Below are 23,979 nucleotides of genomic sequence, written 5' to 3'. Positions count from 1 at the left end.
ACTAATTATAAAAACTCCTATAACATAAAAAATAATGCAAAAATATTTACACCGATACACAAAATTAAAACTAAATTTTGCCTAAAATTTAGTTTAGTCATATAAATTTTATCTTTCTTTATAAAAAACGCATTAATAATAATCTTTAAATATGCATAAAACATAATCATAGAACTTAAAGCAATAAATAATGCTAAATATCCATATCCATTTTCTATAACAGATTTTAAAATCATAACTTTACCCCAAAATACTCCAAAAGGAGGAATTCCAGCCAAAGAAAGAACACAAACTCCTAAACAAATAGCTATTAAAGGTCTTTTAGATAAGATTCCTTGTAAATTTTCATAAGAACTTTTCTTTAAAAGACTTAAAATTAAAAAAACAGCATAATTAGCAAAAGCAAATAATACCCAATATCCAAAAATAGGAATTAAACTTAAACTAAAATCTTCTTGATTATATCGTAATAAAGGAATCAAAGCACACAACACAAAAGAAGAATGAACTACAGAACTATAAGCTAACATTTTTTTAATATCTTTTTGACTTAATGAACTAATAGCTGCTAATATCATAGAAAAAACTGCTATTATCATTATGATATATTCAAATCCTAAATTACTCATAAAATTAAAAATTCTTAATATAACGACAAGTATAGCAACTTTTGGAACAATCGAAATAAAAGCAACTAAATTTGTATGAGCTGCATAATAAACATCTTTTAACCAAAAATGAAAAGGGATTAAAGAAAGCTTAATGGCGCATAAAATAAATATAATAACCCCTATACTTAAAAATAAAGGATCCTTTTGGAATTCATTTTTTAAAGCAAGACCAGAATTTAAGTCCAAACTACCAGTTTTCATATAAAATAATGCACAAGCAAGAGTGAAAAATCCCGCTCCAACTGCCGCAACACTAAAATATTTAATACTAGAAGAAATAGCATTTTGCGTTCCTCTCATAGCAATTAGTGTATAAAGTGCCAAAGAAGAACCTTCAAGAGCTATAAAGATTAAAATCAAATTAGAACTTGAGACCAATAACAGTAATGAAGAAACCATAAATAAAAACAAAGGATAAAATTCACTTTTATTTTTTTCTCTATCCATTAAAAGATATAAAAAGGAAAAGAATAAAATAATACAAGATGCATAAAAAGATATAATATCACTTCTTAAAGTATCCAAAAATGCTTTAGCTTCTATACCTTGTGCACTCATATTTGATAAGATTAAGAAAAAAGAAAAAATTAAAGACAAAATACTAATACTTGTATAAAAACTTCTATGAAGTTTATAAAAGGCTGAACAAAACAAAAGAATAATTGCAATAATGATTAAAAAAATAAAAGGATATGCTAAAGCTATATTAAGCGTTTTAAAATCAATAAATTCATTTAGCATAATTTTCTCCTTTTAAATTAGATAAAAATTCTATAGTACTTTGCTCAATAGCTTTAATACTCATTGTATTTATTAGCTCTTTACTATTTTCTTGTAAAGGTTCTAAAAAAATCTTAGGTGCAATTCCAAGATAAAAAATTAAAATTGTAGCAATACCTAAAACAAAGACCTCTCTAAAATAAAGCTTAAAGCCTATAATATCATTATCCTTTTGCATAAAAAACATTTTTCTAAATAAATTAAGCATATAAATAGCACCGAGTATAATCACCAAACCAGCTAAAAAGGCATATAAAAGATTAATCTTAGCAATTCCTAGCAATACCAAAAATTCACCAATAAAAGATAAAGTTAAAGGCAAAGAAATACTAGATAATAAAACAATAGCAAAAAAGATAGCAAATAAAGGTGCTTTATTTGCTAAAGAATGATAAAAAGAAATTTCATACGTATTATATCTTTGGAATAAACTTTGTGCCATTAAAAATAAAACCCCTGTCACAAGTCCATGTGCAAACATATAAAATACAGATCCACTTATACCTAAAGTATTAAAAGAAAAGATACCAAGAATAATAACACCGATATGAGATAAGGAACTATAAGCAATTAGTTCTTTTAAATCATCACTTCTATAAGCAATTAAAGCACAATAAATAATACTTACTATACATAAAGCCGCAATTAAAGGCATATAATAAACACTAGCATCAGGAAAAAGCACTAAACAAAATTTTAAGAAACCAAAAGGAGCCATTTTAAAGCTCACAAGCATCACAGAAACAATTGTTGGAGATTTTGCATAAACTTTTGGTGCCCAAGTATGAAAAGGAAATAAAGGTGATTTTATAGCAAAAGCTATAAAAAAAGCTGCAAAAAGAATAAGTTGTTCGTTTAAATTTGCTCCTGAAACATTATTTTTCCAAATTTCTAAATCAAAAGTCCAAATATTTAAAAGTTGATAATTTAAATAAGCCAAATAAATCATAGCAACAAGCATCAAAATAGAACCTACAAAAGCATAAATAAAAAATTTAATTCCATATTTAAATTCTTTAGAGTAAATTCCTATGATATAAATCAAAGGTAAAAGAGAAAATTCCCAAAAAACATAAAAGAGTAAAGCATCTAAAGCACTAAAAAGCCCTAACATTGCAAATTCTAATAAAAATATATTCAATACAATATCTTTTTGCTCTAGCTTTAAAAATACGAAAGAAAGAAAAACCATTAAAGAGCAAAGAAGCATTAAAATTAAAGCTATACTATCTACTCCAATATGATAATTAAAAAGTTTTAAAATCTCAAAAGAAACTTTATATTCAAAATCAGTTCCTGACAAAAAATCAAAAAAAACTTTTATATTAAGCACTAAAATTATAAAGCTTGCTAAAACACTAAAAATTTTAATTCCACCACGCTTTAAAAGTAAAATGACAAAAGCAGCAACTAAAGGAGAAAAAATTAAATAATTTAACATATTAAACCATCCATACTAAAAAAAGTAAAATGACAAAAGCAGCAACTAAAAATTTAAGCATCAAAGAAAGTGAGTTAGGCATGATAATTTTTTTAGATATTAAATTAAAATATAAAACGATTTTTTCTATACAAGCATCAAAAATATAAATATCACAATGTTTCATCACTGCACACAAGCTTATATATTTTTTTACTAAAAAATTATGATAAAACCTAGGAATATAGTATTCATTGCTTAAAAGCTTATATATGCTTTTTTGTTCTATACTCTGTTTAAACCAAGACTTTTTATAAGCAATAATGGCTAAAAGCACTCCAAAAATAGCTGCAATACTTGCAAGAATCATTACAAGAGAATTTTGCGCATTAATATAAACAAGTTTAATACTTATAAAATCAAAAAATTTATGCTCAAAAAATCCTAAAATAATAGCTAAAATCGCCAAAGGACTCATTGAAAAAAGTGCTAATTTACTTGCTTCATGAGGATGAATATCATGTCTTTTTGGAGTAAAAAATACAAGCATTAAAAGTCTAAAGCTATAAAATGCTGTCATAAAAGCTGCAATTAAAAGTACCAAAAAGATTCCATGATGAAAAGTTATAAAAGAATAACCTAAAATCAAATCTTTAGAAAAAAATCCAGCAAAAGGATAAATTCCTGCTAAAGCTAAAGATCCAATCAGCATAAAAAATGCTGTTATTTTCATAGGATTAAAAAGTCCTCCCATTTTCTTAATATCTAAATTATTATTCATAGCATGCATTACATTTGCAGCACCTAAAAATAACAAAGACTTAAAAAAGGCATGGGTTACTAAATGAAATAAAGCTATACTATAAGCTCCTAATCCTGCCGCAACAAACATATAACCTAACTGAGAAAGAGTCGAATAAGCAATAATACGCTTTAAATCATTTGCCACCAAAGCCATAGAAGCAGCAAATAAAGCCACAAAAGCTCCTATAAAAGCTATCATATAACTTACTTCCGGAACCAAGTCATAAATTATATTGGCACGAATTACCAAATAAACTCCGGCAGTCACCATAGTTGCTGCATGAATCAAAGCTGAAACTGGAGTAGGTCCAGCCATAGCATCTGCTAACCAAGTATGAAATGGAAATTGTGCAGATTTTCCCATAGCACCTATAAATAAGCAAATTGCTATAAGAACTAAGGCAGAATGATCAATACTTGAAATCAAAGAAAAAACTTCATCATATTTTAAAGTATTTGTCTGCAAATAAAGCCAAAAAATTCCAATTAACATTCCAAGATCACTAATTCTATTCATAATAAAAGCTTCATTAGCTGCAAAAGAATATTTATTATTTTTATACCAAAAACCGATTAAAAGCCAAGAGCATAAACCAACTCCTTCCCATCCTATAAATAATCCTAAGAAATTATCACTCATAACCAAAAACATCATAGAAAAAACAAAAAGACCTAAATAAGAAAAATATTTATTAAATCCTTCATCATCTTGCATATAAAAAATACTATAAAAATGAACTAAAGTAGCAACTATACTCACTACACTCATCATAGTTAAAGAAATAGCATCAATATCAAATCCAAAAGAAAGTCCGATAATAGGAATCCATTCAAAAAGTGTTATATTAAAACTTTGATTTTCAAAAAGAAGTATTAAAGAGCTTAATGCACTTAAAGTCACCAAAAATGAACATAAAAAACCTATAATAATCTTTTTTTTACTTAAAGAAAAACAAGAAGCTAAAATAAATGATATAAAAGGTGCAAAAAGAGAAATTAAAGCTAAATTTTGCATATCACACCTCTATTTCTTTTAAACTTTTTAATTCTAAGCTTCCCTTCTTTCTATACCAAAGAACACAAAAAGCCACCCCTACTGCTACTTCGCATGCTGCTACTCCCATAATAAAAAGAGCAAAAACTTGACCATTTAAATCATTATGCATTTTTGAAGCTGCAATTAAAATTAAATTTGCAGCGTTAAGTAAAATTTCAGTAGAAATAAAAAGCATAATTAAATTTTGTCTTTTTAATATACCAATGAGTCCAATTACAAACATTAAAATTGCAACAATAAAATATTTTTCTATCATTATTTTTCCTTACCAAACTCTTTATGCGTAAGAACAATAGCACATACTAAAGCTATTAAAAGCAAAACGGCTATAAATTCAAAAGCTAAAAGATATTTTGAAAAAATGGCAAAAGCTAGTTGCTTACTATAATCAAAAATTAAAGGATCTTTAAGAGTTAAATCAGTGCTAATATTTTGATATTTAAATCCACTAATCATTAATAAAAGTAACAAAGCACTTAAAATAACTAAAGAAAAAAATATTTTTTTATATTTTATTTTTTCTTTTAATTCTTTAGAAGAATCAAAAAACATTATAGCAAAACTATAAAGTCCCAAAACTGCTCCACTATAAACGATAATTTGTATCACTCCAATAAATTCTGCATCTAATAAAAAGTAAAACCCTGATAAAAAAATCATTCCAGCAGCTAAAGCTGAAAGAGAATATAAAGTATTTTTACTCAAAACAGCTACCAAAAAAAATCCTAAAACTATTACTGAAAAAAAATAAAAAGCAAGCTGTTCTATCATTTGTTTTCTCCCTGTGAAACTAAATTTGGCAACATGCATTCTTTATCAGTACATAAATTATTTTCTCTCTCTTGTAAAACTTCATAATAATTTGGAGTTTTTTTCACAAAATTATCTGCATCTTTTCTTAAGCTTCCAGAACCTTCAAATTCTTTTTGTGTTTTAAGATTATCAATAGGAGTTAAAAAATCACTTTTATAACCAAAATAAGCTCTTTGTTCTGATGCATTTTCATACTCGCTTGTATGCACGATAGCAAGCTCTGGACAAACCTCAGCACAAAATCCACAATAAATACAACGCCCTAAATTAATACTATAATTATTTACTTTTTTACGACCCTCTTCATCTAAAGAAGTTTCCATTCTTATACAATTACTAATACAAATTTTTTCACAAAGACCACATCCTATGCATCTTTCATTTTCGCTTTCAATAAAACGCATAAGTCTATGTACAGCTCTATATCTAGAATCAAGCTTAATTTTTTCAAAAGGATATTTTATTGTTGCACTATTATTTTTCTTTACCAATTCTCTTAAAAGGACAAAAAGCCCTACAAAAAGTTCTAATTTGATAGATCTTTTTATAGTTTGAGAGATTTTCTGCCAAGTTGTTTGAGGATTTTTTCTTTCCTCATCCACTAAATAATATTGTTTTTCCATTATAAATCCTTAAAAAACAATTACAAAAGCTGTTATTAAAAGATTAAAAACTGCCAAAGGAATCAAAATCAAATAACACATTCTCATCACCTGATCAGGACGCAATTGAGGAAATGCTGCCCTAGCCCAAAAATACCAAAAGAAAATAAAAACAGATTTTAAAATTATCATAATCCAACCAGGAATAATCCAAAAATCATTAAAACCACCCAAAAATAAAAGCGATACAAGAATAGCTCCTGCTATCATAGAAGCATATTCTCCTATAAAAAACATACCCCAACGAAGTCCTGAATACTCTGTTCCATAACCAGCAACAATCTCAGCATCATTTTCAGTTAAACAAAGTGGAGTTCTATTAGTTTCTATAAATAAAGCAATAATAAAAAGAATAAAAGCCAAAGGTTGTTTAAAAATAAGCCAAGAAAGAATTCCATCACCTTGATAATTATTAATATCTATAAGAGAAAAAGACCCAACAATCATAACAATAGCAATTAAAGCTAAAGCTCCTACGCTTTCATAAGAAATAATAGCTACCAAAGCTCTTGCTGCACCCAAAATAGACCATTTATTATTGCTAGCAAGTCCTCCCAAAAATACCGCATAAAAACAAAGTCCAGAAGTTCCTATAACAAAAAGCAATGCTACATTAATATCAGCAATAATTGGCTGAACTACTTTACCAAATAAAACAAACTCAGGCAAAATAGGAATAGCTGATAAAGACACAAAAGCACTAATAGCGGCAATTAAAGGGGCAATTGCAAAAATAACTTTTTGTGAATTTGAAGGAATGATATCCTCTTTTGTAAAAAGTTTAATCATATCAGCAACCAATTGTATCAACCCAAAAGGACCCACCATATCAGGGCCTATACGCCTTTGAAAATAGGCCAAAACTTTTCTCTCAGCATAAGTTGCAAAACCCGCTAAAGTAGCAAATACAGCAAGCACCACAATACATTTGATTAAAGTTTCTAATGCAAAATAAGCAAATTCACTCATTATTTGCTCCTAATTTTTGAATTTTTGCCACAATAAATCTTTCTTTAAAAAAACTTAAAGTATCAATCTTGCTATCAAAATAAGGCAAGAATATACTATTTTTTAAGTCTTTATCTACTTTAATACTAAGAATTAATTTTTTACCATCTATAAAAAACTCAATCAGATCTTTATCTTTTAAATTAAGCTTTTCACATAAGTCTTCACTTATACCCAAAAAAATACTTTCGTTTAAAGCACTAGCAAGATTAGAATACCTTCCAAATTGATAACTTGGATTAGCACTATAAACTAAAAACTCATTTTCTTTCAAAGTAAGAGAGGAATTAAAATCAGGCAAAATCCATTCTAAATCTGCATTTTTATCAAAAACTTTTGTATTTAAAATATAACCTCTTTTATTCTCTCCACCATTGGTATAATAATTTTCTAAATGATCAAATTCTATTGGTAAAAATCCTTTATTAATTGGTAATCTTTTAGTATAACCAATGGTAAAATTTTCATCAAAACCTAAAGCATTTGCTAAATCATTTAAAAAATAACCATCAAATTCTAAAGCTACATTAGTTGGAACTACTCTCTTATCATAATTTACAAAAGTTCCTTCTTGCTGATTTAAACTAGAACTTTTAAGATCGTTATATTCTTCATAAGAAAAGCTAAAATCACCTTTTTCATTATATCCTAAAGTTTTTCCTTCTTGAGCTTCTGATAAATCACAAATCAGTGAAACGCCCAAAGTGTTTGTATGAGTTGGATTTAAAAAAATTTTAAAAGGAGTTGTATTTTGAATAAGAGCAAGAAGTTTAGCAAGTTTTTTAGAATTTTTATGAAAATAAAAATCACTTCCTACAACCAAAGTAAAATTATTTTTCTTTAATAATAAATCCTCTAATTTATTCTCATCAATGCCTAAATTTTTAGCAAAAATAGATCTTTTTACTTCTATGGTTTTTTTTATCTTTTTAGGCAAAAGTTTTTTTACCTCTTTTTGAATTTCATTACCTTCTTCATCTTTTTCTATAATTTTTTCTACAACTTCCTCATTGATAGTTTCTTCTATTTCTTTACTTTCTTGAATAAAAAATTCTTCTAAAGCTTTTTTTATATTTTCATCCTGTGAAAATTTTTGTAATAAAAAATACAAAATTTGCTCCTCATCTCCTGCCTTGTGAGTATGAGTAATAAAATTTTTAGAATATTTTTTTACCCCTTCATCTTCTAAAGGATGAAAATAAAGTCCTGAGCCCTTATTCATAACCAAAGCATTGTTAATCTTATAACTTAATGTTGGGGCATCATATCTTAACAAAGTTCCAACAACAACTAAAAAATCACCTTTAACAATATCTTCAGTCGTTGCATTATACATACTTCCTGAACTTTGTACAAAATCATTTAAAAACTCTTTAAAGGCTTTAGCTTCATCATTAATCAAACAAAGATCAAACTTCTTTTTTAAATTCTGCAAAATTAAAGCTTCTTCATTTGTTATAAAGCTATTAAATTTAATATTTTTAATTTCTTTTTTTTCTATTAAAGAAATTAAATAATCAAAAGCTTTTTTATCTTTTTTACCTTCACTTTGAGTATCAAATCCATATCTTGCAGCTTTATTTAAAGTAGCAAAGGAAAAATCATTACTTACTCTATAAATTTTTGCTTTTTGTTCATTAATACTTGTTTGCTTAACATCATAATACATAAGCTCACAATCACTTGAATGTGGATTTGAAGCAGGAATTCTTTTTAATTCCCAAATATTTGAAGTATATTGAAATGAAGAACCAATAAGCGCCCCTGTAGGACAAACACTAGTGCATTCTCCGCAAAATGAACAATCAAGTTTATCCCCATTAGCAGGACCTATCAAACTTTTTTGAAATTTACTCCAAATAGCATAAGCATCCTTTCCCATACTCTCTTTAAAAGAGCTATCTGGCATATCTCCGCCTCTAGGGACAGTTTTTAAAGCACTTTCTCCTATTTTATCTTTACATACCGTAATACAACGTTCGCACACTATACAAAGTGCTGGATCATAATTAATAAATCCCCATTTTTTATGAGGCTTATGAGTATCTTTAATCCAATATTTTTGTTCATTTACTCTAGCTTTATGAGTAAAATTTTGAAGTTCGCATTCACCTGATTTATCACATACTCCACATTGTAAAGGGTGATTAATGCAATATGCTTGCATAATTTCATTTCTTTCATCCCACAAATTTTTTAAATCACTCTCAACAACCATTTGATCTTTAGCTTTGGTATTACAAGAATATACTTTTTTACCATCTGCTTCAACCATACACATACGACAAGCCAAAGTTGGACTACAACCACTAAGATAACAAATCGCTGGAATAAAAATATTATTTCTTCTTGCAATATTTAATATATATTCACCCTCTTCAAAGAAACACTCTTTGCCATTGATTGTTATTGTCATTTTGCTTCCTTTATGCAAATTTTAACAAAATCTAAACCTTTGCTTTCATCATTTAAAAACCCTATCGTTCCGCTTAAATTCTCATCTAAATAAAGCTTAGTATTTAAATTTAAATTTTGACCTTGAATATTTACTTTATCCAAATGTTTCAATTTAGCAAGTTGTAAAAATTGTTTAGAACAATATAAAAAATTATCCTTTAATTTACATCTAAAAACTACGAGTCCATCATAATTATCAAGTTCTTTTAAAACTCCTAGTTTAGATTTAGAAAAATCATATTCTTTTTCGCAAGAATCTAAAATTCTCAAATTAAATTCTTTGCTTAAAATATACATAAAATACTTAATATTTTCAAAATCTTTATAAAATTTTAAATTCTTATCAAAAATTAAAACTTTAGCACTTTTTAAAAAATCTAAAATTTCTAAAGCCTCTTCTTCTGATATACAAGACTCTGCACTCAAAAATCCTTCATCTAAATCTTTAAATTTTTGTCCATCAAGCATTTTACAAAGCAATGCTAAAACATAAGAAATACTTGCTATCTCACATTTATAAAACTTGGCATTTAAAGCTTTATCTTGCAAACAAGAAATATTAATATTGGAACTTTTTTGCAATTTTTCACATAAAATCGCATTATTGAGACTAAGCATATTTACAAAACAAAATGCATTATCGCCGCTTCTATAATGCATTTTTATCCTTTTTTATTACTATAGTCCAATCTTTTTGATTAAATTTTAAAGAATTTAAAAGAATACACTTTTTTTCTTTGATAAAAGAAAAGCTTTTCTCAACTGCGGAAAAATCTCCGATTTCAAAGAGTATAACCAAAACTTCATTAAATTCAGCATTTTCAATTACTTCACCCATCTTTAAAAATAAATCTTTGCTTTTTCTTAAATCAACTCTTCTCATCTATCAATCTCGCCTAAAACTATATTTACACTTCCCATAATCGCTACAACATCAGCCAAATAAGATCCCACAAGCATTTCTTCAAAAAAAGAGCAATGCCAATAACTAGGAGTTCTAGCTTTAAGTCTATAAGGCCTGCTACTTCCATCTGAGTGTATAAAAAATCCAAGTTCGCCTTTTGGGCTTTCAGTTGGAACATAAACCTCACCTTTTGGAGGTTTAAGTCCTTGAGAAATTAAAACAAAATGCTGTTGTAAAGAATAATTTTGCGTTAAAATTTGCTCTTTTGAAGCACTAACATATTCTGGATTATTAGCTAAAATTTCTGGAGGAGTATCTTTATAAAGCTTGATACATTGTTTTAAGATTTTTAAACTTTCTCTAAATTCTTGCATATAAACTTTATATCTAGCATAAGAATCACCTTGCGTAGCATAAGGAACTCTAAAATCAATCTCATTATAAAGCAAATAAGGTTCTTCTTTGCGTATATCATAACAAACTCCACTTGCTCTTAGCATAACTCCACTACAACCCCAATTTAAAGCTTGCTCTTTACTTACAATACCAACATTTTCTGTTCTTAAACGCCAAATTCTATTATCATCAAGCAAAGCTTCATAGTCTTTAATATCATTTGGAAATTTATTACAAAAACTCAAAAGTTCATCTAAAAAACCTTCAGGCAAATCAAGCATTACCCCGCCTATTCTCATAGAAGAATGCGTAAGCCTTGCTCCACAATATTTTTCTATCAAATCAAGAACATATTCTCTATCTCTAAAACAATATAAAAATATACTCATAGCACCAATATCAAGTGCATGTGTAGCAAGCCAAAGCAAATGAGAGGCTAAGCGATTTAACTCTAAAATTATCATACGAATCACAGCAGCTCTACGAGGAATTTCTAAACCACATAATTTTTCAACTGCAGCACAATAAGCGTAATTATTAGCACTAGCAGCGACATAATCCATTCTATCAGTAGTAGGAATAAATTCTTGATAAATCATATTTTCAGCCATTTTTTCCATACCACGATGCATATAGCCTATACAAGGACGCGCCTTAACAACTTGCTCTCCATCAAGTTCTAAAATAAGACGTAAATTCCCATGAGCTGAAGGGTGTTGTGGTCCTAAATTTATAATCATTTTAGAATCTTCACGTTCAAAAGCTATGTTTTCATAATAAGGTTTTAACTTAGTAGGAATTTGCATCTTAACGCCTTTTATCTAAAAATTTAATTTTATCTCGCTTGATCTTTTTAACAAAAGCTACACCCTCTTCTTCTTGATATTCTAAAGCCAAAGAACTCTCAACTGGTGTTTTTCCTTTTTCAACTTGATGATATAATCTTGAAAAATTCAAAGTATCCTTATCATCAATAAAAGCTGGATCCCTATTTTCAGGTCCTACCACTTCTCTATAATCTTTTCCAAAAATTCTATCAATCTCATACCATTTTGCAAATTCATCTCCTTCTAAAGGATAAGTTTTTAACAAAGGATGTCCATACCAATCATCTGGCATTAAAATACGCTTTAAATTAGGATGATTAATGATAAAAATTCCAAACATATCATAAATTTCTCTCTCGCTCCAATTAGCACCTTTAAAAACACTTGTAACACTTTGAAGTCTCTCTTTTGAAACTACAAAAGTTTTAATTCTTACACGTAAGCTTTTTTTAATATTAAGGAGTTGATAAAAGACACTAAAACCATTGCGTTGTGCGACAAAATCAATTGCACTCGCTTCAATAAAACAATCATAACCTAATTCTTTAAGTAAAGCTAAAGTTTTTACATTGTCTTCTTTTAAAATATCAAGAACAAGTGTATCAAATTCTATAAAAGCATCTTGAAGATCAATCTTTTCTTGCAAGATTAAAAAATCATCTTTAAAAATACTTTCCTTAGGATCAGTTTTAATACTTTGTGGAGCATGATAAAACCTATCTTCATAATAATTTTTTAATTGAACATTTTTTTTATCTTGATATTTTCTCATTATATTAGCCTTTTTGGAGCGATTTTACGACTTGCTTTTTCTTTTCTTATTTTTTTTTGCAAAATCATTAAGGCAAATTGAAAACTTTCAGGTCTTGGGGCACATCCTGGAACATAAATATCAACAGGAATAATTCTATCAACCCCTTGAACAGTTGAATAGGTATTAAACATTCCACCTGTATTTGCACAACTACCCATAGAAATAACCCATTTAGGATCTGGCATTTGATCATAAAGCCTTCTTGTAAATTCAGCGTGTTTTTTAGATAAAGTTCCTGCTATAATCATTACTTCAGAATGTCTAGGACTTGCTCTAAAAATTGTTCCAAAACGATCAAAATCATATCTTGAACCTCCCGCTGCCATCATTTCAATTGCACAACAAGCTAAACCATAAGATAAAGCCCATAAGGAATTGCTCCTACCCCATTGAACAATCTTATCAACTGTAGTTAAAACTACAGGAAGTCCATTTGCATAATTTACTTGATGCTCTGCCATTCAAACGCCCCTTTTTTATAAGCATATAAAAAACCTATTGCTAAAAGTAAAATGAAAATAAAAATTTCAAAAAGTCCAAACCAACCAAGATACTTAAAAACTAATGCCCAAGGAAATAAAAACACTACTTCAATATCTAAAAGTATAAAAACTAAAGCAACTATAAAAAACTGAGAATTCATTTTATTGGCTTGTCTTACAGGAATAGGACCACACTCATACATTCCAAGTCCAAGTTTTTTACGATTTTTAGCAGCAAACGAATTTCCTATTTTAGAAGCAATAAAAACTAAGCCAAAAAAAATAACACTAGCTAATATTAGCATTAAAAATATACCAAAATATGGATGAGAAATCTCCATATGAGACATATATTCTCCTTAACAAGTATTAAATATATTATAACACTTTTAATTCTTTAAAATTTATTAAAATAATATATGAATATTACTCAATTTTTTCTATATAGAAACTTATAAAATCATATTATAAATGTATTTTTTTACATAAAAAATCATTAAAAAATTCTTGTTGATGTGCGATAAAAATATATGAAATTTCTTGATTTTGCTGATATTTTTTTAAAAAATTTAAAATTTTTTGCGTATTTAAAATATCAAGAGAAGAGGTCACTTCGTCTAAAATTAAAATTTTAGGTTTTAAAATCAATGCTCTTATAAGACCTATTTTCTGAGCTTCTCCACCACTTAAATTAAAAGATTTTAAATGAAATATTTCTTCTTTTAATCCAAAAATTTCAAAAAAAGATAAAATCTCATTCTTATTTTTTTTTAAAGAAAAATTCTCATATACATCAAACAATAGTCTTTTTATACTCTTATAAGGATTTAAAGCAAGTTTTTGATCTTGAAAAACGTATTGGATTTTAGTTCTTAATTTTCTTTTTTGTTTATCATTTTGTAAATGTAAATTAAATCCTTTATATAATACTTCTCCATATTTTGGAACTTCAAGCATACATAAAATTCTTGCTAAAGTGCTTTTTCCACTCCCGCTTTCTCCTGTGATAATTAAATTTTCACCGCTTTTAAGATTAAAATTTAATCCTTTAAATATAAATATTTCTTCTTTTTTTAAATACCAATGCTTTTTTAATAAATAACTTTGAGTTAAGTTTTTAACCTCTAGCATAAAAACTCCAAAAAGCTTTTGTATATTCGTTTTCTTCTTTAAAAAAATCATTCTTACTTATTTTTTGAGAGATTAAACCTTGATGCAGTATTAAAAGTTCATCAGATAAATCATAAACCATCTTTAAATTATGGGTAATAAAAATAAGATTTATTTTATCTTTAAGTTCATATAAAAGTCTGATAATTTTTTCTTCATTTTCTTTATCAAGAGATGAATTAATCTCATCACAAATTAAATATTTTGGCTCACTAACCAAAGCTAATGCAAAGCTAATACGTCTTGCCATACCAACACTTAATTGATAAGGGTAAGAATGCCAAATTAAATCTAAATTTTTTAATCCTAATAAATCAAGATAATAAAAAGCTTTTTGTTTTCTTAATGCTTTATTTAAATTGGTATGAGTTTTTAAAACAATATGAAATAATTCTCCAATGTCCAAATAAGGATAAAGACTTAAATGTGCATCTTGTAAAACAAGAGCTGCAAAGGATCTTAATTTTCTTAGTTCTTTTTCTTTTAAATTTAAAACATCAAAATTATCAATTCTAAATTTTTTAGCATCGAGCTTATAATCTTGATTTAAAAGTTTTAATAAGGACTTAACTAAAAGACTTTTTCCGCTTCCACTTTTTCCCATAATAGCTAAAGATTTTTTATCCTCTAAAGTAAAAGTAATATTTTGCAACAAAGGCTTATTTTTAAAACTTAAATTTAAATTCTCAATCTCTATCATAATCTTATACCAAAAATATTTTGCCAAAAACGAGCCAATAAAAGCAAAGGTAAAATAAGCCCTAAAATAAACAAAAGCGGAAAAACAATCATCCACCAAGCCCCAAGAAATATGGCTTTACTTGCATCGTTTAAAATATTACCCAAGCTTGGAATTTCAAAAGCAAGTCCAAGCCCAAAAAAGCTTAAAGTAGATTCAGTATTAATAGCATGAATCACATTTAAAACAAATAATACCATTAAAAGCGAAAAACAAGGAGGAAGTAACTCTTTAAAAAATGCCCTTATTTTAGAACAACCTAAAACAAGAGCACACTCATAAAATTCAAGTTTTTCAAGACGCTTTAACTCATCTTCTAAAACTTTAGCTATAAATGGAAAGTGGGCTAAAGCTATGATAAAAATCATACTCCAAAATCCACCTTGTAAAAAACTTTGAAAAAACATAAGCAAAAGTAAAATTGGTAAAGATAAAAAAATATTTAACAAACGTATAAAAAAACTATAAAAAACTAAACGCATTAAAAAAACATAAAAACAAGCAAAACAAATAGTAAAAAAAGAAGCAAAAATACCTATTAAAAAAGAAGTTTTTAAAGCAAATAAAAGCCTAATAAACAAGTCCCTACCTAAAGAATCTGTCCCAAAAATATATTCTTTCGAAGGACTTTGATAAATAGAATCAAGATGTATTAAATTTGGATCGTATCCACTTAATAAAAAATTAAAATATAAACATAAAGATATAAAAATAAATAAAAAAATACCAATTTTACGCATAATTTAATCTTGGATTTATAATTTTAACAAGCAAAGTGCTAATTAAAATAAAAAAATTAACCATTAAAATACTAAGCATAATTAAAAACATTGCCACAGGATAGTCTTTAAAAATAATACTTTGTATCATTAAAAAACCTATTCCATTATAAGAAAATATACTTTCAACCACATAAGCACCCATTATAAAACTCAAAGCGCTAGCACCAAAATAAGAAATAATTACCCCCAAAGAATACTTCAATATAAAATGTCCATATACTCTTATCTTGCTTAAACCTCTTGCAAAAGCGTTAAGAATAAATACTTGATTAAGACTTTCAATAAAGCTTGTTCTTGCTATACGCAAAAATATAGCTAAATGCGATAAAACTAAAGTGCTAAGGGGTAAAATTAAATGCTCAAATCTATTAAGCAAATTATCCTCAAAACCTATATCACTCACACCTGAAATTGGTAAAATTTTTAAAAAAAATCCAAAAATTAAAATATGTATTAAAGCTAAAGCAAATGGTGGTAAGGCAAAAAAACTAAGAGTAAGGAAATTAATCATCTTATCTATAAAACTATCTTGATAAATCACGCAAAATAAAGCCAAAACAATACTTAAAAAAAATAAAATAAATAAAGATATTATAGTTAAAATAAAAGTATTTTTTAAAGGTTCTACAATTAAAGAAAATACCTTTTCTCCACTAATTAAAGAAGTCCCAAAATCTCCTTTAAAAACTTTTAATAACCATATTTTATATTGCTCTACCAAAGGCTTGTCTAAATTTAAATTTGCTTCAATACGATTTTTTGTCTCTAGGCTCACTACATCATTTCCACTAGCAAATACAACACTTGCCTTACTATAATAAAGCATAGCAAAACACAAAAATGAACTAAGAAACATTAAAAAACAAGTAGCAAAAACCTTATAAATACTAATTTTTACTCCACTCATAAACATTCCAAGTAAATCCTACTCCATGATGACCTAAAATTCTAGGCTTTATACCTAAAATATTTGCCTTATAAACTAAAGCAAAATCTAAATAAGTCAAAAATATAAAAGGAGGATCTTCATATAAAGCTTGAATAAAATTAGAATAATATTTTTTTCTTTCATTTATATCAAGAGAATTTCTTGCCAAAAATAAAGCCTTATCAACCTTAGCATTATGATAATGTCCAAAATTCCATCCAGAACCATTAACATCACTATCTTGAGAACTTTCAAATACTCTAAAAGTGTGCAAATCAGGATCAAAAGGACTGCCCCAACCCACTAAAAAACTATCTACTTTAGTATAGTCAAAACTTCCAGCTATTTTAGCAACTACTCTTGTTTTCACTCCAAGTTTTTTAAAGTCATTTTGTAAAATACCGGCTAAAACGACCCTTAAAGGATCATTACTCATTGCATAAATATCAAATTCAAGGACTTTTCCATCTTTTTCATAATAACCTTGTTTATTTTTTTTAAAACCTTCTTTCTCCAAAAGTTCTTGTGCTTTTTTTAAATCAAATTTATAACTTGGAAATTCCTTAGGATTAGCCCAAGATTTTTCTAAAGGATGAGAAGCTATGAAACCGTAATTATGCAAGATATTTTTTACTATACCTTCTTTATCAACTGCGTAATTTAAAGCTAAACGTATATTTTTATTTTTAAGAAATTCATTGTTTAAATTAAACATTAAAGCCCTATAATCAGCCGAGCTTTGCTTTAAAATTTTAAAATTTTTATCATTTAAAAAAGTTTTAAGTAAAGAAGAGTCGATCAAAGCAACATCGATTTGTCCATTTTTAAGCTCAACTGCGCTAATATTTGGATCTGCTATATGTTTTAAAATAATTTTTTTACTTTTTACTTTTGTAAGATAATAATGCTCATTAGCATTAAATATCATATAAGAACCTTTTTTCCACTTTTCAAATTTATAAGGCCCTGTTCCAATAGGATTTTGGTTAAAAGAACTAGTATTTAAATTTTCATCTTTTAACAAATGATAAGGAAGAATACCTATACTCAAAGCATCTAAAAAAGCTGGGTATGGTTTTTTTAAACTAATTTTAATTTTATAAGGATTTAAAATTTCTATTTTATTTATGTCTTCAAAATTAACATATATAGAAGAATTGTTTTTTTTATTCATAAAAGATTTAAGGCTAAACTCGACATCTTTTGCACTAAATTTAACTCCATCATGCCAAAGCACATCTTCTCTTAAATCAAATTCGTAATTTAAGCCATCACTACTTATTTTCCAAGATTTGGCTAAATCGGGTTTTAAATTCATATTTTCATCAAAACGTGTAAGTCCTGAAAAAACCAAAGATATAGCTACATCATGATCTTCGCTATAGGCAGGATTTATTCTTGAAATTTCATTCTCTACCGCAATAATTATAGTATCTTTAGGAATTTTTGCATTTAAATTAATAATAAAAAATAAAGCTATGATTATTATTTTTAGCATTGTTGTCCTTGATTTAATAGAATATTTTGCATTATAACAAAATTTAAATATTTTTCAAATGATATTAATCATATTGAGATTTAAACAAATTTGTTATATTTTTTCTAAAAAATAAAAACACTCATAAATACCATAAAATCATTATGAATAATCTTCAAATATCTATAAAACAATGTTTTATTAAATTTGACTTAAAATATTTTCTGCAATAAAACAAATTCGCATCATATTTTAAAACAAGGAGCTAAAATGTTTAAAAAACTACTTAGTGTTGTAGCTTTAGGTGCTTTAGTTTCAAGTTCTGCTTTTGCAGAGGATATCCTTGCTAAAGTAAGTAATGGAGTAATTAGTGATAATAGTGTAGGTGTTAAAGTTCTTAGCCTTGATGAGATGAAAGAGGTTAAGGGTGGATATCAGTTTAAAAGAGCAAGTGGATATGATAATGTTGTAGGTGTTAGAAGTTATGCTTACTATGTTTATACCGATAGTTTTAATCCAGTTAATTCTGAACTTCAGGTAGATTCTTATAAAACAATTCTTGCTAAATACCGTTATGTAAATAATCAAAAAGATTATTATTTACAATCTTATGACCCTAAAACAAATTCTTTTGGAACAATTTTTCCTAATTATTCTACAAGTTGGGGTAAAAATGCAATGAATATTTTAAATGACTTCAAAAATAAATACTAATTCTTTCTAAATTTATTCCATTTTATTCTAAAATGGAATAAATTTTGCTTATATTAATTTATATTTAGATTGAAGGCAGAATCTAAATGAAGGAGTTAATATGAGTATCTTTAGCATCAATGATAATTCAGGTTATACTTCTATACTTTCACAAAGTAAAGCTAATAAAGAAAGTAAAGAAAATTCTAAAATAAATTTTGCAAATACTTTTTTAAAACAAAATGTCACTAAATTAAATGAAATTCAAAGTGCAAATTCACAAACTTTAATAAGAAGTGAAGTATTAAATTCTACCAATATATCAAATAGTAATAACACTAATGTTAGAGTAAATACTAAAACAAGTTCTCCTAATTATGATATAGCTAGTGAATTTAAAAACTCTATTTATACTCTAAAATATAAACAAGCTGATCCTTTAGTTAATACAAGTAATATTACATCTTTAGCCTATGGTTATAGTGTAGATAAAGATGGTTATATGGGAGAAGACTTTAACAAAGCTGCAGGATTACCAAAAGATTTTAAAATACATAAATCTACTTTGGATGAGATTAAAAAAGCTGCTGAAAATAGACCTGATATTTTATCTACAAAAGAATATCTAGGTGTAAGTGAATACTATACAAACATAGATATGGCTGAAACTATAAAACAATACTATAATCTTTTTTCTAATGCTTTAAGTCAAAGTTTTCCAAATGATAAAACAAGTTTTACTGAAGCAGATATAAATTCTATGCCTAAGGGGTATAGTGTAAGTGGATTTTACAATGGTTATGGTATTTTTAAACACCCCGATTCTGTAAGAAATGATGATATAAGTATTAAATTTTTAGCAGATTATTCTGATGCTTTCATTTCAAATGTTTATAAAACCCAAGAACAATTTAATGAAGCAAGTGATATTATTTTTGATTCTGGAGGTTTGATAAAAGGAATTAAGCCCGAAACTTTCGGACTATCCTTAGAAGAGATTAAAAATGTTTCTAAGGGAGAAGATTGTGAATTTAAACCAGATATGTCAGTTTATCCACAAAATGAAGATGGAAGTTACTCTAAAGAAGCTTTGTTTATGAGTTTTTTAAAATCTCAAGGTGGGCGTATTTTATATAGTCATAACACTACTTTTGATCCAAAGGTAGCTAGCTATAATAGAGCTATGGCTAAGGAAAGTTTTAGTGGTCCTGGAATCGATATTGATAATATCATGACAGGTAAAAGCGATTTTAAAAGCTTTTTTAGATACTGGGCAGAGCGTGGCATAGCAGAAGGTGAATTATATATGTATGAAAATAACATTCCTAAAGAATCTGCTTTAGGCAATTGGGCTTTAGACGCTGAAATTAAACAAGCTCTTGCTAATGGTTGGAAAGCAAAACCTAGCACTATTAATTCTTATGCTGATTCTATAATGGATAGACTCAATAATCTTTTGGGGCAAACTAGGGTATAAGGAATTAATATGAGTATCTTTAGCATCAATGATAACTCAGGTTATACTTCTGTACTTTCAAAAGCTAAATTATAAATTTAACTTATATCAATTTTTTTATTTCAAATAAGAGTTAAAATATCTTTTTTATTTTAATTATAAAATGAGGAGAAAAAATGACTAAAGAACAAATTGAAATTATTAAAAATTGCATTCCAATTTTACAAAAAAATGGAGAAGATTTAACTAAAGAATTTTATAAAATTATGTTTAATGATTATCCTGAAGTAAAACCTATGTTTAACATGGAAAAACAAACTTCTGGAGAACAACCAAAAGCCTTGGCTATGGCTATTTTAAAAGCTGCACAAAATATAGAAAACTTAGAAAATATAAAAGCTTATGTTGAGCATGTTGGAAAAACTCATGTGAAATTAAATGTAAAAAAAGAACATTATCCTATAGTAGGAGCTTGTCTTTTAAAAGCAATTAAAAATCTTTTAAATGCTGATGAAAACACATTAAAAGCTTGGGAAGTAGCTTATGGTAAAATAGCAGACTTTTATATACAAATAGAAGAAGAACTTTATAAAAAACAAGCTTGATGATATATCAAGCTTAAGTAAAATTTTCTACTATATCTTTTGCTATTTCTTTTATATTTTGCCCTTTTAGCTCAGAAATTTCGCCCTCTTTAGCTAAAAAAATTCTATCAGCTACATCAAAATATTTATCATCGTGAGTAATTGCAAAGATTGTTTTACCCTGTTCTTTTAAAAGAGGTAAAAGTTTATGATAAAAAAATTTTCTAAAAACAGGATCTTGATCGGCTGCCCATTCATCTAAAATTAAAACATCTCTTTCTTCAAGCAAAGCTATAAGCATTGCTAAACGTTTTCTTTGTCCGGTAGAAAGTTTTGTAAAACTTAAGTGATTATTTTTTACTTCAGTTTTATCTTTAAGCTCTAAAAAATGAAGCCAAAAATTTATTTTTTCACTATCTGCAAATTTATCTTTACTCAAAGTTTGAGTAAAAAGATGAAAATCACTAAAAATCACGCTAAGAAGCGATCTGTATTCATAAATATTAGTAGAATTTATTTTTTCATCATCTAAATAAATTGCTCCACTAAGAGGTTTGACAAGTCCGCTTAAAAGCATACTAAAGGTTGATTTTCCACTTCCATTTTTACCGATCAAAAAAACCATTTCACCCTTATAAAGAGTTAAATTTACGGGTTTAAGTATGAATTGATTATTATAAGAAAAACTAACATTTTTAAAACAAATTTGATTCCACTTCTCTTTTTTTACACTTAGGTTAAAAGTATTTTTATAATCATCTAATTTTAATTTTGAAATTTTATCAAGAGCAATTTTTGCTAAGATTAAAGTAGGAAAAGAGCCTATCATAGAAATTAAAGGAGTTCTTAAAAAAAGTATAGATAAAGCTATCGTAACCGCATCTTCAAGATTGCTCCATTTAAAATTAATAGCCAAATAAAATTCTACTCCAACCAAAGCAAGCAAAGAAATATTGGTCCAATTATTAGAAAAATTATTTAAAATATTTCCTATAATGCTATTTTTTCGTTTTTCTTTTGCATTTTTCTCAAACTCATTTTCATAATAATACTTGGCTCTAAAAGTATTGATACTTAATTCCTTATGCCCATCTAAAATATTTTGATAATTATTTTGCAATAAATCGTCATTTTCTCTTGCTTTTCTAAAATATTTATACACATTCATCATCAAAAAATGATTACTGATAAAAACAAAAATAATCCATACAAAAGAAAGTAAAAAAATTTGAGGAGAAAGATAAAAAAGATAAAAACAAGTACAAAGTATTAAAATACTAGCTTGTAAAAACTCAGGTAAGCGCAAGATACCAAAAGAAATACTTCTAACATCAGAACTTAAAGATGCTAAAAGCCTTGCTTTACCTACTTCCACAATAGAAATTAAAGAGCTATCTAAAATTTGCTTAACCAAACGTCTTTGCATTTTAAAAATAAAATTTTGCCCAAAAATACTAAGAGACAATTCAACAAAAAAAGAACTAGCAAAAAAAACAAACAAAATAGCTAAAAAATAAAAAATGGGAACATTTTCTTTACTTTTTAAAAGATATTCATTAATAAATACTAAAGTTAGAACACCTAAAATACTTGTAAAAAAACTAAAAATCAAAAAAGATAAAAATTTTAATTTATTTTGCTTCAATAATTCCATAATAAAAGACATTAAAACTCCAGTAGTTTTATTAATATTATATAAAATAAAAATTTAATTTTTAAGCATTATTTGTATAGAATAATATTTCTTCAAACAAAAATAAAAGGAAAAAAATTGGCAAAAGATGACGTTATTGAAATTGATGGAAATGTAATTGAAGCTTTACCTAATGCAAATTTTAAGGTTGAACTTGATAACAAACACATAATTCTTTGTCATATCGCTGGAAAAATGCGTATGCACTATATAAGAATCATGCCTGGCGATAGAGTTAAAGTCGAACTCACTCCTTATAGTCTAGATAAAGGACGTATCACTTTTAGATATAAATAATCTAAGCTATTTAAAAGTTATTTTCAGCTAAAATTATAGCTTTGCGAAGCTTTCAGCTATGAAAAGAAGTGTTTTCAAAGTCCCACTTATTTTGAAAACAGTTGGTTCTCAACCTAATACGCTTTCGCAAAGTTAAGTGGAATTTATTTAAGGAGATGATATGAAGGTTAGACCCTCAGTCAAAAAAATATGTGACAAATGTAAAGTAGTTCGTCGTAAAGGCGTTGTCCGCATTATTTGCGAAAATCCAAAACATAAACAAAGACAAGGATAAATATGGCTCGTATTGCAGGTGTAGATTTACCAAAAAAAAAGAGAATTGAGTATGGATTAACTTATATCTATGGCATAGGGCTTTTTAGCTCAAGAAAAATTTTAGATAAAACAGGTATCTCATATGATAAAAGAGTATATGAGTTGAGCGAAGATGAAGCAGCAGCTATCCGCAAAGAGATTCAAGAAAACTATGTAGTTGAAGGGGATCTTAGAAAACAAGTTGCTATGGATATTAAAGCACTAATGGATTTAGGAAGTTTTAGAGGTCTTAGACACAGAAAAGGCTTACCAGTTCGTGGACAGAAAACAAAAACAAATGCTAGAACACGCAAAGGTAAAAGAAAAACTGTTGGTGCAAAATCATAAGGATTAAAAATGGCGAAAAGAAAAGTTGTTAAGAAAAAAGTTGTTAAGAAAAATATAGCTAAAGGTATTGTATATATTAGTGCGACCTTTAATAATACTATGGTTACAGTAACGGATGAAATGGGAAATGCTATTGCTTGGAGCAGTGCTGGAGGACTTGGCTTTAAAGGTTCTAAAAAATCAACTCCATACGCTGCACAACAAGCCGTAGAAGACGCATTAAATAAAGCAAAAGAACACGGGATTAAAGAAGTGGGTATTAAGGTGCAAGGGCCAGGAAGCGGTAGAGAAACTGCTGTTAAAAGTGTTGGTGCAATGGAGGGAATTAAAGTAACTTTCTTTAAAGATATAACTCCATTAGCGCATAATGGTTGTAGACCACCTAAACGTCGTCGTGTCTAAAAATAAAAGAATTTAGGAGAA

The 23,979-nt window shown here is 27.2% G+C and carries 27 protein-coding genes; 7 read left to right on the top strand and 20 right to left on the bottom strand.

The genetic code is table 11. The features are described 5' to 3' along the window. Positions 1-17: 17 nt before the first annotated feature. The 19 genes from CNZW441b_RS01080 to CNZW441b_RS00990 all read right to left on the bottom strand — a co-directional run bounded on the left by CNZW441b_RS01080 (position 18) and on the right by CNZW441b_RS00990 (position 18,212). Positions 18-1,412, bottom strand: coding sequence for an NADH-quinone oxidoreductase subunit N (locus CNZW441b_RS01080; protein WP_131186396.1), 1,395 nt, complete (start codon positions 1,410-1,412; stop codon positions 18-20). Beyond that, entirely contained in the window at positions 1,402-2,892 is a 1,491-nt protein-coding gene (locus CNZW441b_RS01075) for an NADH-quinone oxidoreductase subunit M (protein ID WP_216681440.1), read from the bottom strand. The genes CNZW441b_RS01080 and CNZW441b_RS01075 overlap by 11 nt, the downstream gene beginning before the upstream one ends. Before the next feature lies 1 nt (position 2,893). Continuing rightward, positions 2,894-4,690: an NADH-quinone oxidoreductase subunit L gene (gene nuoL, locus CNZW441b_RS01070; RefSeq protein ID WP_216681439.1), complete on the bottom strand. Its 1,797-nt coding sequence runs from the start codon at positions 4,688-4,690 to the stop codon at positions 2,894-2,896. Between the two features lies 1 nt (position 4,691). Next, complete coding sequence (nuoK, locus tag CNZW441b_RS01065) at positions 4,692-4,988, bottom strand: NADH-quinone oxidoreductase subunit NuoK (protein ID WP_131163920.1); 297 nt, start codon at positions 4,986-4,988, stop codon at positions 4,692-4,694. Then, the gene (locus CNZW441b_RS01060) at positions 4,988-5,503 is read right to left on the bottom strand and encodes an NADH-quinone oxidoreductase subunit J (protein WP_216681438.1); all 516 of its coding nucleotides are present in this window, start codon (positions 5,501-5,503) and stop codon (positions 4,988-4,990) included. The genes nuoK and CNZW441b_RS01060 overlap by 1 nt, the downstream gene beginning before the upstream one ends. Next, a complete protein-coding gene (nuoI, locus tag CNZW441b_RS01055) occupies positions 5,500-6,168 on the bottom strand; it encodes an NADH-quinone oxidoreductase subunit NuoI (protein ID WP_216681437.1) in 669 nt (222 codons plus the stop codon). The genes CNZW441b_RS01060 and nuoI overlap by 4 nt, the downstream gene beginning before the upstream one ends. Before the next feature lie 9 nt (positions 6,169-6,177). Next, positions 6,178-7,176 carry an NADH-quinone oxidoreductase subunit NuoH gene (gene nuoH, locus CNZW441b_RS01050; protein ID WP_131163923.1) on the bottom strand — a complete coding sequence of 333 codons (999 nt, stop codon included), beginning with the start codon at positions 7,174-7,176 and terminating at the stop codon, positions 6,178-6,180. After that, positions 7,169-9,631 carry an NADH-quinone oxidoreductase subunit G gene (locus tag CNZW441b_RS01045; RefSeq protein WP_131163924.1) on the bottom strand — a complete coding sequence of 821 codons (2,463 nt, stop codon included), beginning with the start codon at positions 9,629-9,631 and terminating at the stop codon, positions 7,169-7,171. Before CNZW441b_RS01045 ends, nuoH begins: the two co-directional genes overlap by 8 nt. After that, entirely contained in the window at positions 9,628-10,332 is a 705-nt protein-coding gene (locus CNZW441b_RS01040) for a hypothetical protein (protein ID WP_131163925.1), read from the bottom strand. Before CNZW441b_RS01040 ends, CNZW441b_RS01045 begins: the two co-directional genes overlap by 4 nt. Then, the gene (locus tag CNZW441b_RS01035; protein WP_131163926.1) at positions 10,322-10,555 is read right to left on the bottom strand and encodes an NADH-ubiquinone oxidoreductase subunit E family protein; all 234 of its coding nucleotides are present in this window, start codon (positions 10,553-10,555) and stop codon (positions 10,322-10,324) included. Before CNZW441b_RS01035 ends, CNZW441b_RS01040 begins: the two co-directional genes overlap by 11 nt. Beyond that, the gene (gene nuoD / locus CNZW441b_RS01030) at positions 10,552-11,778 is read right to left on the bottom strand and encodes an NADH dehydrogenase (quinone) subunit D (protein WP_131163927.1); all 1,227 of its coding nucleotides are present in this window, start codon (positions 11,776-11,778) and stop codon (positions 10,552-10,554) included. The genes CNZW441b_RS01035 and nuoD overlap by 4 nt, the downstream gene beginning before the upstream one ends. A gap of 1 nt (position 11,779) precedes the next feature. Beyond that, entirely contained in the window at positions 11,780-12,571 is a 792-nt protein-coding gene (locus CNZW441b_RS01025) for an NADH-quinone oxidoreductase subunit C (protein WP_216681436.1), read from the bottom strand. Continuing rightward, a complete protein-coding gene (locus CNZW441b_RS01020; RefSeq protein WP_131163929.1) occupies positions 12,571-13,074 on the bottom strand; it encodes a NuoB/complex I 20 kDa subunit family protein in 504 nt (167 codons plus the stop codon). The genes CNZW441b_RS01025 and CNZW441b_RS01020 overlap by 1 nt, the downstream gene beginning before the upstream one ends. Further along, on the bottom strand, positions 13,056-13,445 hold the full coding sequence (locus CNZW441b_RS01015; RefSeq protein ID WP_131163930.1) for an NAD(P)H-quinone oxidoreductase subunit 3: 390 nt from the start codon (positions 13,443-13,445) through the stop codon (positions 13,056-13,058). Before CNZW441b_RS01015 ends, CNZW441b_RS01020 begins: the two co-directional genes overlap by 19 nt. Positions 13,446-13,560: 115 nt before the next feature. Then, positions 13,561-14,226, bottom strand: coding sequence for an ATP-binding cassette domain-containing protein (locus CNZW441b_RS01010; protein WP_216681435.1), 666 nt, complete (start codon positions 14,224-14,226; stop codon positions 13,561-13,563). Next, positions 14,213-14,962, bottom strand: coding sequence for an ATP-binding cassette domain-containing protein (locus tag CNZW441b_RS01005; RefSeq protein WP_244985447.1), 750 nt, complete (start codon positions 14,960-14,962; stop codon positions 14,213-14,215). The genes CNZW441b_RS01010 and CNZW441b_RS01005 overlap by 14 nt, the downstream gene beginning before the upstream one ends. Continuing rightward, the gene (locus CNZW441b_RS01000; protein ID WP_131163932.1) at positions 14,962-15,744 is read right to left on the bottom strand and encodes an ABC transporter permease; all 783 of its coding nucleotides are present in this window, start codon (positions 15,742-15,744) and stop codon (positions 14,962-14,964) included. The genes CNZW441b_RS01005 and CNZW441b_RS01000 overlap by 1 nt, the downstream gene beginning before the upstream one ends. Continuing rightward, entirely contained in the window at positions 15,737-16,693 is a 957-nt protein-coding gene (locus CNZW441b_RS00995) for an ABC transporter permease (protein WP_216681434.1), read from the bottom strand. Before CNZW441b_RS00995 ends, CNZW441b_RS01000 begins: the two co-directional genes overlap by 8 nt. Next, positions 16,674-18,212 carry an ABC transporter substrate-binding protein gene (locus CNZW441b_RS00990; protein WP_216681433.1) on the bottom strand — a complete coding sequence of 513 codons (1,539 nt, stop codon included), beginning with the start codon at positions 18,210-18,212 and terminating at the stop codon, positions 16,674-16,676. Before CNZW441b_RS00990 ends, CNZW441b_RS00995 begins: the two co-directional genes overlap by 20 nt. A gap of 249 nt (positions 18,213-18,461) precedes the next feature. Here CNZW441b_RS00990 and CNZW441b_RS00985 point away from each other — a divergent pair, with 249 nt between their 5' ends. The 3 genes from CNZW441b_RS00985 to cgb all read left to right on the top strand — a co-directional run bounded on the left by CNZW441b_RS00985 (position 18,462) and on the right by cgb (position 20,945). After that, positions 18,462-18,905 carry a hypothetical protein gene (locus tag CNZW441b_RS00985; RefSeq protein ID WP_216681432.1) on the top strand — a complete coding sequence of 148 codons (444 nt, stop codon included), beginning with the start codon at positions 18,462-18,464 and terminating at the stop codon, positions 18,903-18,905. 100 nt (positions 18,906-19,005) lie between these two features. Then, complete coding sequence (locus tag CNZW441b_RS00980) at positions 19,006-20,361, top strand: Cj0814 family flagellar-dependent secreted protein (protein WP_216681431.1); 1,356 nt, start codon at positions 19,006-19,008, stop codon at positions 20,359-20,361. Positions 20,362-20,516: 155 nt separating this feature from the next. Beyond that, entirely contained in the window at positions 20,517-20,945 is a 429-nt protein-coding gene (gene cgb, locus CNZW441b_RS00975; protein WP_131163936.1) for a single-domain globin Cgb, read from the top strand. Positions 20,946-20,958: 13 nt separating this feature from the next. Here the strand turns inward: cgb and CNZW441b_RS00970 are convergent, their stop codons facing one another. Continuing rightward, positions 20,959-22,590: a multidrug ABC transporter permease/ATP-binding protein gene (locus CNZW441b_RS00970; protein WP_216681430.1), complete on the bottom strand. Its 1,632-nt coding sequence runs from the start codon at positions 22,588-22,590 to the stop codon at positions 20,959-20,961. 105 nt (positions 22,591-22,695) lie between these two features. On the opposite strand from CNZW441b_RS00970, the gene infA reads away from it, so the two are divergent. The 4 genes from infA to rpsK all read left to right on the top strand — a co-directional run bounded on the left by infA (position 22,696) and on the right by rpsK (position 23,958). After that, entirely contained in the window at positions 22,696-22,914 is a 219-nt protein-coding gene (infA, locus tag CNZW441b_RS00965; RefSeq protein ID WP_004275892.1) for a translation initiation factor IF-1, read from the top strand. A gap of 160 nt (positions 22,915-23,074) precedes the next feature. Further along, on the top strand, positions 23,075-23,188 hold the full coding sequence (rpmJ, locus tag CNZW441b_RS00960; RefSeq protein ID WP_131163938.1) for a 50S ribosomal protein L36: 114 nt from the start codon (positions 23,075-23,077) through the stop codon (positions 23,186-23,188). A gap of 2 nt (positions 23,189-23,190) precedes the next feature. Next, positions 23,191-23,556, top strand: a complete 366-nt coding sequence (rpsM, locus tag CNZW441b_RS00955) for a 30S ribosomal protein S13 (RefSeq protein WP_131163939.1) — start codon at positions 23,191-23,193, stop codon at positions 23,554-23,556. Between the two features lie 9 nt (positions 23,557-23,565). Beyond that, complete coding sequence (gene rpsK / locus CNZW441b_RS00950; protein ID WP_131163940.1) at positions 23,566-23,958, top strand: 30S ribosomal protein S11; 393 nt, start codon at positions 23,566-23,568, stop codon at positions 23,956-23,958. Positions 23,959-23,979 lie beyond the last annotated feature (21 nt).

The sequence above is a fragment of the Campylobacter novaezeelandiae genome, assembly GCF_018968685.1.
Taxonomy (GTDB): domain Bacteria; phylum Campylobacterota; class Campylobacteria; order Campylobacterales; family Campylobacteraceae; genus Campylobacter_D; species Campylobacter_D novaezeelandiae.
The sequence above is the reverse complement of the archived record's forward strand: the minus strand, read 5'-3'. Positions and strand labels throughout refer to the sequence as shown.